The sequence below is a fragment of the Pseudomonas sp. FEMGT703P genome (assembly GCF_002786345.1).
GTDB classification, from domain to species: Bacteria; Pseudomonadota; Gammaproteobacteria; order Pseudomonadales; family Pseudomonadaceae; genus Aquipseudomonas; species Aquipseudomonas peli.
In genome coordinates this window covers 419065-432638 of the sequence record NZ_PGCM01000010.1, presented here as the reverse complement: position 1 = coordinate 432638, position 13574 = coordinate 419065, and the positions used below count along the sequence as shown (strand labels likewise).

Sequence of the window (13574 nt, the reverse complement as noted above, 5' to 3'; positions counted from 1 at the left end):
GGGCTCACACCCTTGGCGTTTTTTTGTGGCTACTCATTTATTTCTGCAGGCTTTGATTGGCATAAAAGCGGCTAGCGTTTAACCGAGCTGCAGAGCTTTTCGAGCTCATAACTGAATCGTATGACAATCGTCTGACCAAAGAGTCAAATATTTGTTGACCCTAAAGTCAGAAAACTCTAGATTCGCCTCATGCCAAGCCGTGTGGAAACGCTGCGCCTTTGTGCGCAGCGTTTCAGCAGAGCCTGATACGAGAACAATAAAGTGCCTGGAGGTCGTCCTTGATCCAGTTTTTACTCAACCGGGAGCTGCGTACTGAGCATGCCCTCGACCCAAACGTCACCGTGCTCAATTACCTGCGTGAGCATCTTGGCAAATCCGGAACCAAAGAAGGCTGCGCCTCTGGCGACTGCGGTGCCTGCACTGTAGTGGTCGGTGAGCTTGATGGCGAGCGCGTGCGTTATCGCACCCTCAACTCCTGCCTGACCTTCGTTTCCAGCCTGCACGGCAAACAGCTGATCACGGTTGAAGACCTCAAGCACCAGGGCCAACTGCACAGCGTGCAGCAAGCCATGGTCGACTGCCACGGTTCGCAGTGCGGCTTCTGCACCCCTGGTTTTGTCATGTCGCTGTTCGCCCTGCAGAAGAACAGCAGCGGCTTCGACAAGGCCGAAACCATGGAAGCGCTGGCTGGCAACCTCTGCCGTTGCACCGGTTACCGCCCAATTATCGACGCCGCCGAGCAAGCTTGCTGCCAGAAGCAGCCGGACCAGTTCGACACAGCCGAAGCGCAAACCGTCGCGCAACTGAAAGCCATCGCCCCTAAAGACACCGCCGAGCTCAACAGTGGCGACAAACGCTGCCTGTTGCCGCTGACCGTGGCGGACCTGGCCGATATCTACGCAGCCAACCCGGAAGCGCGTCTGCTGGCTGGCGGCACCGACCTGGCCCTGGAAGTCACCCAGTTCCACCGCGAACTGCCGGTGATGATCTACGTCGGCCATATCGAAGCGATGAAGCGCGTCGAAGTGACCGCCGAAAGCATCGAAATCGGTGCTGCAACCGCCCTTTCCGATTGCTACGCCGCTCTGGCCCAGGATTACCCGGACTTCGGCGAGCTGTTGCACCGTTTCGCCTCCCTGCAAATCCGCAACCAGGGCACCCTGGGCGGCAATATCGGCAACGCCTCGCCGATTGGCGACGCCCCGCCGCTGCTGATCGCCCTCGGCGCGCAGATCGTGCTGCGCAAAGGCAACACCAGCCGCACCCTGCCGATCGAAGACTACTTCCTCGACTACAAGGTGACTGCGCGCCAGGAAGCCGAATTTATCGAGAAGATCATCGTGCCGCGCCATCAGCCCAGCCAAGCGTTCCGCGCCTACAAGGTGTCCAAGCGCCTAGACGACGACATCTCCGCCGTGTGCGCCGCATTCAACTTGGTGGTCGAAGATGGCGTGGTGCAAAGCGCACGTATCGCCTTTGGCGGTATGGCGGCCATCCCGAAACGCGCCGCTGCCTGTGAAGCCGCCCTGCAAGGCTCGGCCTGGTATCCAGGTGTGATCGAACGCGCCTGTGCTGCACTGGCCGAGGACTTCACCCCGCTCAGCGACTTCCGCGCCAGCAAGGAATACCGCCTGCTCACTGCACAGAATCTGCTGCGTAAATTCTTCCTCGAGCTGCAAGCTCCCGAAGTCGAAACCCGGGTGACCGCCTATGTCTAACCACATCCAGCACAAAACCCAGGCCGAACTGGCCGAACTGTTCCGCGCCGACATCACCACCGGCGTCGGCAAGAGCGTCAAACATGAAAGCGCGGACAAACACGTCTCCGGCGAAGCTATATACGTCGACGACCGCCTGGAATTCCCCAATCAGCTGCACGTCTATGCCCGCATGAGCGACCGCGCCCACGCACGCATCGTCAGCATCGATACCAGTCCCTGCTACCAGTTCCCGGGCGTGGCGATTGCCATCACCAAGGATGACGTACCCGGCCAGCTGGACATCGGCCCGGTCGTGGCCGGTGACCCGCTGCTGGCAGACGGCAAGGTCGAATACGTTGGCCAGGTGGTGATCGCCGTAGGCGCCGACAGCCTGGAAACCGCACGCAAGGCGGCCATGGCCGCAATCATCGAGTACGAAGACCTTGAACCGGTGCTCGACGTGGTCGATGCACTGCGCAAGAAGCATTTCGTCCTCGACAGCCACCAGCACAAGATCGGTAACTCCGCCGCCGAACTGGCTAGCGCGCCGCGCCGCCTGCAAGGCAGCCTGCATATCGGCGGCCAGGAACACTTCTACCTGGAAACGCAGATTTCCTCGGTCATGCCCACCGAAGACGGCGGCATGATCATCTACACCTCGACGCAGAACGCCACCGAAGTGCAGAAGCTGGTGGCTGAAGTGCTCGGCGTGCCGATGCACAAGATCGTCATCGACATGCGCCGCATGGGTGGCGGCTTCGGCGGCAAGGAAACCCAGGCAGCAGGCCCGGCGTGCCTCTGTGCAGTCATCGCCCACCTCACCGGCCGGCCGACCAAGATGCGCCTGCCGCGTGTTGAAGACATGCAGATGACCGGCAAACGCCATCCGTTCTACGTTGAATACGACGTTGGCTTCGATGACAACGGCCTGCTGCATGGCATCGAAATCGAACTGGCCGGCAATTGCGGCTACTCGCCAGATCTGTCGGGCTCAATCGTTGACCGCGCGATGTTCCACTCTGACAACGCCTACTTCCTCGGCAACGCCACCATCAATGGTCACCGCTGCAAGACCAACACCGCGTCGAACACCGCCTACCGCGGTTTCGGTGGCCCGCAGGGCATGGTCGCCATCGAGGAGATCATGGATGCGGTCGCCCGCAGCCTGGGCAAAGACCCGCTAGAAGTACGCAAGCTCAACTACTACGGCAAAACCGAACGCAACGTCACCCACTACCACCAGACCGTCGAGCACAACGTTATCCACGAGATGACCGCCGAGCTGGAAGCCAGCAGTGACTACGCCAAGCGCCGTGAAGAAATCCGTGCATTCAACGCCAAGAGTCCCGTGCTGAAAAAAGGCCTGGCGCTGACCCCGGTTAAATTCGGTATCAGCTTTACCGCCACCTTCCTCAACCAGGCCGGCGCGCTGATCCACATCTACACCGACGGTTCGATCCACCTGAACCACGGCGGCACAGAGATGGGCCAGGGTCTCAACACCAAGGTCGCGCAGATCGTTGCCGAAGTGCTGCAGGTGGATATCTCGCGTATCCAGATCACCGCAACCAACACCGACAAGGTGCCAAACACCTCGCCGACTGCCGCCTCCAGCGGTGCCGACCTCAACGGCAAAGCCGCACAGAATGCTGCTGAAACGCTCAAGCAGCGCCTGGTCGACTTCTTGGTGCGCGAGTACAAGGTCACCCCGGAAGACGTCGAATTCCGCAACAGTCAGGTGCGTGTGCGCGATCTGTTCCTGAGCTTCGAAGAAGTGATCCAGAAGGCCTACTTCGGCCAGGTATCGCTCTCCAGCACCGGTTTCTACCGCACGCCGAAGATCTTCTATGACCGTGACAAGGCCGCCGGTCGTCCTTTCTACTATTTCGCCTACGGTGCAGCCTGTTCGGAAGTGATCGTCGACACCCTGACCGGTGAGTACAAGATGCTGCGCACCGACATCCTGCATGACGTCGGCGCCTCGCTGAACCCGGCGCTGGACATCGGCCAGGTCGAGGGCGCCTTCGTCCAGGGCATGGGTTGGCTGACCATGGAAGAGCTGGTGTGGAATGGCAAAGGCAAGCTGATGACCAACGGCCCGGCCAGCTACAAGATTCCCGCCATCGCCGATATGCCGTTGGACCTGCGCGTGAATCTGGTGGAAAACCGCAAGAACCCGGAAGACACCGTGTTCCACTCCAAGGCTGTCGGTGAACCACCGTTTATGCTCGGCATCGCCGTGTGGTGTGCGATCAAGGACGCCGTGGCCAGCCTGGCGGATTACCGCGTGCAACCGAATATCGACGCCCCGGCCACGCCTGAGCGTGTGCTCTGGGGTGTGGAGCAAATGAAGAAACTGCAGCAAAGCGCTAAACCTGCTGTCGCAACAGAGGTAGAACCGGCCTAAAGCCGTCGGACGGATGCCGCTACGAGCGATCGTATCGGCATCCGCCCCATGCAAGACCAGGGTGAAAAACAATGACAAAACACACCGAAACGAAACTCCAGACACCACGACCGATTCCAGTACCGATACTGGACCCGTCGCCAAGCAACTGGCGCTTACCGCGCCCCGGACAACTGCCACCTACCTGGAGGCTGAGCAAATGAGCTGGATCAGCGCCCTCGCCGACCTGCAGCAACGCGGTGAACCCTGCGTGCTGGTGACTATCATCGAAGAACGCGGCTCGACCCCGCGTAATGCGGGCTCGAAAATGGTGGTCACCGCTGACCGCATCTTCGAGACCATCGGTGGCGGTCATCTGGAATTCAAGGCGATGGAGCTGGCCCGCGAAATGCTCAGCAGCCGCAGCCAGGATACCCGCCTGGAGCGTTTCAGCCTGGGGGCCAGCCTCGGCCAATGCTGCGGCGGCGCTACCGTGCTGCTGTTCGAACCCATGGGCCAACCCCAGGCGAAGATCGCTGTATTCGGCGCCGGCCACGTTGGCCGCGCCCTGGTTCCGCTGCTCGCCAGCCTGCCGTGCAAGGTGCGCTGGATCGACTCGCGGGAAAACGAATTCCCCGAGCAGATCCCCACCGGGGTGGAAAAGGTGGTGAATGACGAGGTGATCGACGAGATCGAACGTATGCCCGCCGGCAGCTACTTTATCGTTATGACCCACAATCATCAGCTCGACCTGGAGCTGACTGCAGAAATCCTCAAGCGCAACGATTTTGCCTACTACGGCCTGATCGGCTCGCACACCAAACGCGCCAAGTTCGAACACCGCCTGCGTGATCGCGGCTTTGACCCGGTTTTGGTGGCGCGCATGCGTTGCCCGATGGGCCTGGCCGAGGTCAAAGGCAAGTTACCGGTAGAAATTGCCGTGTCCATCGCCGGCGAAGTGATCGCCACCTACAACGCCGCCTTTGGCCAAGAGAGCAAAAAGGGCCAGCCCAGCGTTGCCAAGCTGCTACCCGCCTCTCGCCGCACCCAGGCCTGACTATCTGCCCAGGCGCACGCGCGCCTGGGCGACCAACTCCATAGATTGAGATCAGCGTTACATGACTAGCCCAGTGAAAGCCTACCGCGCCGCCATCCTGCACAGCATTGCCGACCCTGCCGTGGTGGGCGTTGAGCAATCCTATGAGTATTTTGAAGACGGTGTGCTGGTCGTCGACAACGGTCAGGTGGCCAAAGTCGGCCACGCCGCAGACCTGCTGCCTACCCTCAAGGGCGTTGAAATCACTGAATATCGCGATGCCCTGATCACCCCCGGTTTTATCGACACCCATATCCACTACCCGCAAACCGGGATGATCGCCTCCTACGGCGAACAGCTGCTGGATTGGCTGAACACCTACACCTTCCCCACCGAGCAGCAGTTTGCCGACAAGGCCCATGCCGCGGACGTGGCCGGTATCTTCCTGAAGGAGCTGCTGCGCAACGGCACCACCACCGCCCTGGTATTCGGCACCGTGCACAAGCAATCGGTAGACGCCTTCTTCGAAGCCGCCGAAGCGCTGAACCTGCGCATGATCGCCGGCAAGGTGCTGATGGACCGCAACGCCCCGGATTACCTCACTGACACCCCGGAATCCGGCTACGCCGACAGCAAAGAGTTGATCGAACGCTGGCACGGCAAGTGCCGCCTACATTACGCCGTGACCCCACGTTTTGCCCCCACCAGCACCCCGGAACAACTGACCCTGGCAGGCAAGCTGCTGGGCGAATATCCGGACCTGTATATGCACACCCACCTGTCCGAGAACCTCAAGGAAATCGAATGGGTCAAGGCGCTATTCCCCGAGCGCAAGGGCTACCTGGATGTGTACGACCACTACAAGCTGATCGGAGCCCGCTCGGTATTCGCCCACGGCGTGCACCTGTGTGACGACGAGTGCAAACGCCTGGCCGAAACCGGCTCGGCCGTTGCCTTCTGCCCGACCTCCAACCTGTTCCTCGGCAGCGGTCTGTTCGATCTCAACAAGCTCGAAGAGCACGGCGTGCGTGTCGGCCTGGGCACCGACGTGGGTGCCGGCACCAGCTTCAGCCAACTGCAATCGCTGAACGAGGCCTACAAGGTCATGCAGTTGCAGGGCAAGAAGCTCGATCCGTTCAAGTCGCTGTACTTAGCGACCCTGGGCGGCGCCAACGCGCTGTACCTGGACGACAAGATCGGCAACTTCGAGAGCGGCAAAGACGCCGACTTCGTGGTCCTCGACTACAACGCCACGCCGCTGATCAGCTACCGCATGCAACAGGCCAAGACCCTGGACGAAAGACTGTTCGCCCTGACCATGCTTGGCGACGACCGCGCCGTGAAGGAAACCTTCGCCGCTGGCCAGTCGGTGCATCGCCGCGATTGAGGTAGGTAAAAACCCAACCAACAAAAAGCCCGCTCATTGAGCGGGCTTTTCCGTTTAGGCCGACTGCCCCTATTAGCGGCTAGCGGCTTTCTTCTTGCTGCCTGGCAGCAGGTGCGAGAACACCGCGTGCAGGTCATCGGAGGCGGTTTCGCCATCCAGGTTGAGCTTGGCGTCAACGCTGTCCATGTGGCGCATCATTAGGTCCACCGCCACTTCCACATTGCCGGCCTCGATAGCGTCGATAACCTGGTCATGTTCGGCATCCGAGCAATGCGTGCGGCTGTTGCTTTCGTACAGGGCGATGATCAGCGAGGTCTGCGAAATCAGGCTGCGCAGAAAGCCCAACAGAGTCAGGTTGCCGGCAGCTTCCGCGAGTTTCAGGTGGAACTCACCCGACAGGCGAATGCCCATACCGCGATCACCACGGGCGAAACAGTCGCGCTCATCGATCACCATCTGGCGCAGCGCGGCAATCTGTTCCGGCTTGGCGTTCTTGCAGGCCAGTTCGGTAATCGCCCGCTCGATCATGCGACGTACATAGAAAATCTGCCGCGCTTCTTCCGCACCTGGGCTGGCCACTACCGCGCCACGGTTAGGCCGCAACAGCACCACGCCTTCGTGGGCCAGGCGCGACAAGGCGCGACGGATGATGGTGCGGCTGACGCCGAAGATTTCACCGAGCGCCTCTTCACTGAGCTTGGTGCCAGGAGCCAGACGCTGCTCAAGAATGGCATCGAAGATATGGGCGTAAACGACATCGTCCTGAGTCCCGCTGCGAGTGCTTTTGCCTTCGCGCGTCTGCTTCTTAAGGGGCTGCAATTGTTCGTTCATTGTGGCTCGCGTGATCAAGGTTCGGCGGTTGCTGATGCAACTCTACTGTGTGCTACCTACCCTCTGGCAAGCGGCAAATCAGTGAAAAGTCACAAATAAAAAGCCTTTGCATTGTACACAATGTAACCAGCACGTACACCGCTACCAAGGCATAACCCTCGTGCAAAGGTGCATTTGCACACGCTTTCTGTTCGCACTTCTCTGCCGAAGAACATGCAGCCGGCAGATTCATTTCTTATATGCAGCATTTTTCTTGTTCGCGAATCTGCTTAGCAACTGCCCTGGTGAGTTACGGCGGCAACACCGAGATGCCCACGATTATTGCCGAAGCCCCACTGATCATGAGGGGTGTAAACGCCTCGTCAGATCGGCGAAACAAATGCTGCGGAACACATCAGTAACAGGACAGGTACTGCATAGGTAAAAAAGCCGAGTACATAGCAGCTTTTAACCAGAAACATTATTTGCTTTTTTTGTATACAACATCATAATCGGCCTCAGCGTTATTTCTTGACCGAAAGGTCAGCTAAGCACGCCAGCAAGGCAAAAAAACACCACCTACCTCAAGAGTCGAGCAGTGCGCAGCACAGGCTCTGGGTGGCACACAACAAGAGATGAGGAGTACCCCTGTGGAAAGCGCTAAACAAGAACAACAGGCGACGCAGATGCAAGACCTGATCAAACCCGGTCTGCTTGACCGCTTCTTCAAACTGACCGAGCACCGCACCACAATCAAAACCGAACTGCTGGCGGGCCTGACGACTTTCGTCACCATGGCTTACATCATCTTCGTTAACCCCAACATCATGGCCACGGCTGGCGTCGATCATGGAGCTGCGTTTGTCGCCACCTGCATCGGTGCGGCCATCGGTTGTTTCCTGATGGGTCTGTACGCCAACTGGCCAGTCGGCCTGGCACCTGGCATGGGTCTGAATGCCTTCTTCACCTACACCGTTGTCGGTGAAATGGGCTATAGCTGGCAGATTGCCCTGGGCGCGGTGTTTATCTCCGGCGTGCTCTTCATGATCATGAGCCTGTCGAAGATCCGCGAGTGGCTGCTTAACAGCATCCCCATGAGCCTGCGCTTTGCAATGGGTGCGGGAGTGGGCTTGTTCCTCGGGCTGATCGGTTTGAAAACCGCAGGCATCGTCGTCGACAGCCCAGCCACGCTGCTGACCATGGGCTCGTTTGGTGAACCGAGTGCAATCCTGGCGGCCGTGTGCTTCCTGCTGATTGCCGTGCTCAGCCATCGCAACGTGTTCGGCGCCATCCTGTTCAGCATGCTCGGCGTGACTGCCATCGGCTGGGCTGTGGGCCTGGTTGAATACAACGGCCTGGTTTCCATGCCTCCAAGCCTGGCGCCGACCTTTATGGCGATGGACATCGCCGGGGCCTTCAACATTGCCATGGTCAGCGTGATTCTGGCCTTCCTCTTCGTGAACATGTTCGACACGGCCGGTACCCTGATGGGCGTTGCCCACCGTGCCAACCTGGTGGATGAAGACGGTAAGATCCAGAACCTAGCCAAGGCCCTCAAGGCCGACAGTACCTCCAGCGTGGTTGGTGCCATGGTCGGTTGCCCGCCGGTAACCAGCTATGTGGAAAGTGCTGCAGGTGTTGCTGCCGGTGGCCGTACCGGTCTGACAGCTATTACCGTTGGTGTGCTGTTTCTCGGCGCAATGTTCTTCGCCCCGCTGGCTGGGATGATCCCCGCCTACGCCACCGCTGGCGCGCTGATTTATGTAGCGATGCTGATGATGAGCGGCATGGCGCATATCGACTGGAAGGACCACACCGACACCATCCCGGCGATCGTCACCGTGGTCATGATGCCGCTGACCTTCTCCATCGCCAACGGTATTGCCCTGGGCTTCCTGACATACGCGACACTGAAACTGCTGACCGGTCAGCGCGACAAGGTATCGCTGAGCTTGTACGTTCTGTGCATTATTTTTATCGCCAAGTTCGCCTTCCTGTAATTGAAAACTACTGCGCTCGACTATGCAGCGTTGAAGTCAGGCTCAAAATGCTCATGTACAGTCGTACACTCCGCTTTTTCGCCTGACTTCGCCTTGCCTAGTCATCGCTCGCTACGTTTTCAAAACAAAGGATCATGAACCAAGCAAAACCTAAGCCCTGACATGGCGTCGGGGCTTTTGCGCATCTGGAGAATCGCTAATGAGCCTGGAAACCTGGCTGTTGTTCGCAAGTGCTGCACTGGTGGTGATTCTGATCCCCGGGCCGCTGTCACTGTTGATGGTCAGCAACAGCCTGAACTACGGTCTGCGCCGCTCGGCCCCGGCTTTTATCGGCGGGGTATCCGCCTCGATCTGCCTGTTGAGCGCTTCGGCACTCGGCCTTGGCGCGTTGCTGCTGGCCTCGGAGCAGCTGTTCAGCCTGCTGAAGATTGTCGGCGCGCTGTACCTGTTCTACCTCGCCTGGCAGAGCTGGCAGGAATCACGCAAAGCCGCCAAACCGGTGAAGACCGAAGAGCAGCCGGTCAATCCGAGCTTTCGCGCCATGTTCTGGAAGGCCTTCGGCCTGGGCGCCAGTAATCCTAAGGACATTCTGTTCTTCGCCGCCTTTCTGCCACAGTTCATCAGTGCCGAGCGTCCCATGCTTGGCCAGCTGCTGGTGATGATCGCCACCTGGGCGGTGCTGGACTTGGCCTGCAAGCTGTTCTACGGCCTCAGCGCCCAAGGCGCGGCGCGCTACCTGCGTTCGGGCAAGGGCCAGGTGTGGTTCAACCGCATCAGCGCGGCCTTGTTTGGCGGGGCTGGCGCGGCCTCGCTGCTGAGCCGCTAGCGTTATTGCTGAACCCGCGAAGCCCGCTGTTTGGGCTTCGCGTAGCCTAAACTCGCGCCCCGATCAGCACCCCAAATCGTAGGCAAAAAAAAGCCCGCAGTGTGTACGGGCTAGGGACTCTTAAATTGAGTCAGAGGGTGACAAGCATTCGGTTCAGCTACCGCGGTAGGTGGAGTAGCTGTAAGGGGAAATCAGCAGCGGCACGTGGTAATGCTCCTGCCCGGCATCGATGCCGAAGCGCAGCACCACAACATCGAGAAAGGCCTGTTCAGGCAATTTGACGCCGCGAGCGCGGTAGTAATCGCCGGCATGGAAATGCAGCTGGTAAACCCCACTGCGGTAATCGTCACCCTGCAGCACCGGCGCATCACAGCGCCCGTCGTGGTTGGTGACAACGCTATTGAGCAGCTCCATCTGAGCCCCTTCAACGCGATACAACTCAATCTTCAATTCGCTGCCTGGGCAACCATGGGCGGCATCCAGTACGTGTGTGGTCAATCGTCCCATCGCTTATGGGCACCTGCGCAGATAAGCCTACGTAGACGCCGCACCTCCTCTACTTTTATTGAATTCGGCAGATTTATCAGGCTAAGCAGCCTCGACTGAGGTGAAGCATAGCATGTTGAAACTCAAAAATAAGACAGTTTTATAAAAAACTGTACACAATACATCGATCATTTAGCCTGCGTAGCGCACCGTAATCGGGCAGTAAATCAGCCATAAGTGCTTGCGAGCACTGCTTTTGCACAGCAACAGCTGACGCACTGGACAGATTCAGCATTAAGGCAAAATTTCGCAAAATAAGTGAATTTTAGATTTACAAGATGCAAAGCACTTTGTATACAATTAGCCCATCACGGTCGTGCAACGCATTCATGCCTGCCAATGACCGCCACAAACAGCAAGAAGGAAGACTGCAGTGAGCGCTGACTACCCACGCGACCTGATCGGTTACGCCAACAACCCGCCCCATCCGCACTGGCCCAATGATGCGCGCATCGCCCTGTCGTTTGTTCTTAATTACGAGGAAGGCGGCGAGCGCAACATCCTGCACGGCGACAAGGAATCCGAGGCATTTCTCTCCGAGATGGTTTCCGCGCAGCCGCTGCAAGGCCAGCGCAACCTGTGCATGGAATCGCTCTACGAGTATGGCAGCCGTGCCGGCGTCTGGCGTTTGCTGAACCTGTTCCAGAAACACAACATCCCGCTGACCATCTTTGCCGTGGCCATGGCTGCGCAGCGTCATCCGGATGCGATCAAGGCGATGGTCGCCGCAGGCCACGAGATCTGCAGCCACGGTTACCGCTGGATCGACTACCAGAACATGAGCGAAGCCGAAGAGCGCGAGCATATGCTTGAAGCCATCCGCATCCTCACCGAACTGACCGGCGAACGCCCGGTGGGCTGGTACACCGGCCGCCTCGGCCCAAACACCCGCCGTCTGGTCCGTGAAGAAGGTGGCTTTCTGTATGACAGCGACACCTACGACGACGACCTGCCCTACTGGGATCCGGCCAGTACCGCAGCCAAGCCGCACCTGGTGATCCCTTACACGCTGGACACCAACGACATGCGTTTCACTCAGGTGCAGGGCTTCAACAAGGGCGATGACTTCTTCGAATACCTGAAAGACGCTTTTGATGTGCTTTACGCCGAAGGCGTGGCCGGCGCACCGAAGATGCTCTCGATCGGCATGCACTGCCGCCTGCTCGGCCGTCCGGCGCGTCTGGCGTCACTGGCGCGCTTCCTTGAATACGTGCAGAGCCACGAAAAAGTCTGGTGCGCCCGCCGCGTCGACATCGCCAAACACTGGCACGCGACCCATCCGCTGCAAGAGCCATCCAAGGAGAGCTCGAAATGAGCCGTTTTCAAACCCTGACCCCGTCCCGTTTGAGCCGTGAAGACTTCGTCAAAGTCTTCGCTGATATCTACGAGCACTCGCCCTGGGTCGCCGAAAAGGCTTTTGACCTAGGCCAGGACGACAGCATTAACGAAATCGACGGCCTGCATCAGCGCATGGCCGACCTGTTGCTCAGTGCCAGCCATGCTGCACAGCTGGCGCTGATCAATGCTCACCCGGATCTGGCCGGCAAGGCAGCCGTTCGTGGTGAGTTAACCGCCTCTTCGACGTCGGAGCAGGCTGGTGCGGGCATTCATGAATGCACCGCAGAAGAGTTCGCCCACTTTACCGAACTGAACGATGCCTACAAGGCCAAGTTCGGCTTCCCCTTCATCATGGCGGTGAAAGGCAGCAATCGGCACCAGATCCTGGCGGCCTTCGAGGAGCGGATTCATAACTCCCCGGAGCAGGAATTCGCCTGCGCCCTGGCCGAGATCAACAAGATCGCGCTGTTCCGCTTGCAGCAGCTGTAGGCCGCAAGCCCTCCGCCCTCCCCAACGCCATCACTAAGGCAGACATTTCATGAAAGCTTACGCCGTACCCTTTGAGAAATACGTCAACCTCGCCGACGCACGCCTGGGCACCAAGGCCATCTCGGTCACCGACGACTGGTTCGCCGACGTTAACCGCCTGTTCCAGCCGACCCCGGCCGTATGGAAGGAGGGCGTGTTCGATGATAACGGCAAGTGGATGGATGGCTGGGAGTCGCGCCGCAAGCGCTTCGAAGGTTACGACAGCGCGGTAATCCGCCTGGGCGTACCGGGCTCGATCAAGGGTGTGGACATCGACACCAGCTTCTTCACCGGTAACTTCCCGCCGTCGGCATCCCTGGAAGGCTGCTTTGTCGCTGAAGGCGACCCGACCGACGCCACCGTGTGGACTGAAGTGCTGGCCGCAGTAGAGCTGCAAGGCAACAGCCACCACTACCATGAAATTGCCAATGCACAGGCCTTCACCCACCTGCGCTTCAACATCTATCCGGACGGCGGCGTCGCCCGTCTGCGCGTCTACGGCGTACCGTTCCGCGACTGGTCGAACGTAGGTGACAACGAAGAAGTTGACCTGGCTTCTGCACTGAATGGCGGTCGCGCCCTGGCCTGCTCGGACGAACACTTCGGCCGCATGAGCAACATCCTCAACCCGGGCCGCGGCATCAACATGGGCGACGGCTGGGAAACTGCACGTCGCCGTACCCCAGGTAACGACTGGGTGATTGTCGCCCTCGGCCATCCGGGCGAGATCGAACGCATCGTCGTCGACACCCTGCACTTCAAAGGCAATTACCCGGACAGCTGCTCGATCCAGGCGGCCTTCGTCAAAGGCGGCACCGACAGCCAGATCGAAACCCAGAGCCTGTTCTGGCGCGAGCTGCTGCCAAGCCAGAAACTGCAGATGCACGCCGAGCATGAGTTCAGCGAGCAGATCAAAGCGCTGGGCCCGATCACCCACGTACGGGTGAACGTGTTCCCGGACGGTGGTATCAGCCGCCTGCGCCTGTTCGGCAAAGTCGCCAAGTAAGCCAATAAACC

The 13574-nt window shown here is 59.2% G+C and carries 11 protein-coding genes; 9 read left to right on the top strand and 2 right to left on the bottom strand.

From position 1 onward, the window contains the following. Positions 1–278: 278 nt before the first annotated feature. From xdhA to guaD, 4 genes are all read left to right on the top strand, one after another. On the top strand, positions 279–1718 hold the full coding sequence (gene xdhA / locus CUR33_RS15560; protein WP_289240236.1) for a xanthine dehydrogenase small subunit: 1440 nt from the start codon (positions 279–281) through the stop codon (positions 1716–1718). Beyond that, positions 1711–4107 carry a xanthine dehydrogenase molybdopterin binding subunit gene (gene xdhB, locus CUR33_RS15555; protein WP_289240235.1) on the top strand — a complete coding sequence of 799 codons (2397 nt, stop codon included), beginning with the start codon at positions 1711–1713 and terminating at the stop codon, positions 4105–4107. The genes xdhA and xdhB overlap by 8 nt, the downstream gene beginning before the upstream one ends. Before the next feature lie 199 nt (positions 4108–4306). Further along, positions 4307–5143, top strand: a complete 837-nt coding sequence (gene xdhC / locus CUR33_RS15550; protein ID WP_289240234.1) for a xanthine dehydrogenase accessory protein XdhC — start codon at positions 4307–4309, stop codon at positions 5141–5143. Between the two features lie 61 nt (positions 5144–5204). Then, positions 5205–6509, top strand: a complete 1305-nt coding sequence (gene guaD, locus CUR33_RS15545) for a guanine deaminase (protein ID WP_289240233.1) — start codon at positions 5205–5207, stop codon at positions 6507–6509. Positions 6510–6581: 72 nt separating this feature from the next. On the opposite strand, the gene CUR33_RS15540 is transcribed toward guaD, so the two are convergent. Then, complete coding sequence (locus CUR33_RS15540) at positions 6582–7340, bottom strand: GntR family transcriptional regulator (protein ID WP_090253579.1); 759 nt, start codon at positions 7338–7340, stop codon at positions 6582–6584. 629 nt (positions 7341–7969) lie between these two features. Between CUR33_RS15540 and CUR33_RS15535 the strand changes: the two genes are divergently transcribed. Both CUR33_RS15535 and CUR33_RS15530 read left to right on the top strand, forming a co-directional pair. Further along, positions 7970–9319: an NCS2 family permease gene (locus CUR33_RS15535; protein WP_374725321.1), complete on the top strand. Its 1350-nt coding sequence runs from the start codon at positions 7970–7972 to the stop codon at positions 9317–9319. A 199-nt stretch (positions 9320–9518) separates the two neighbouring features. Further along, the gene (locus CUR33_RS15530) at positions 9519–10145 is read left to right on the top strand and encodes a LysE family translocator (protein ID WP_289240232.1); all 627 of its coding nucleotides are present in this window, start codon (positions 9519–9521) and stop codon (positions 10143–10145) included. Positions 10146–10298: 153 nt separating this feature from the next. Here CUR33_RS15530 and uraH read toward each other — a convergent pair whose 3' ends face one another. Further along, positions 10299–10652 carry a hydroxyisourate hydrolase gene (uraH, locus tag CUR33_RS15525; protein ID WP_090253575.1) on the bottom strand — a complete coding sequence of 118 codons (354 nt, stop codon included), beginning with the start codon at positions 10650–10652 and terminating at the stop codon, positions 10299–10301. 412 nt (positions 10653–11064) lie between these two features. Between uraH and puuE the strand changes: the two genes are divergently transcribed. From puuE to alc, 3 genes are read left to right on the top strand one after another with little or no spacing between them, the layout of a single operon-like run. After that, a complete protein-coding gene (puuE, locus tag CUR33_RS15520; RefSeq protein ID WP_090253573.1) occupies positions 11065–12006 on the top strand; it encodes an allantoinase PuuE in 942 nt (313 codons plus the stop codon). Further along, on the top strand, positions 12003–12518 hold the full coding sequence (uraD, locus tag CUR33_RS15515) for a 2-oxo-4-hydroxy-4-carboxy-5-ureidoimidazoline decarboxylase (RefSeq protein WP_289240231.1): 516 nt from the start codon (positions 12003–12005) through the stop codon (positions 12516–12518). Before puuE ends, uraD begins: the two co-directional genes overlap by 4 nt. 49 nt (positions 12519–12567) lie before the next feature. Continuing rightward, a complete protein-coding gene (gene alc, locus CUR33_RS15510; RefSeq protein WP_160087052.1) occupies positions 12568–13563 on the top strand; it encodes an allantoicase in 996 nt (331 codons plus the stop codon). Positions 13564–13574 lie beyond the last annotated feature (11 nt).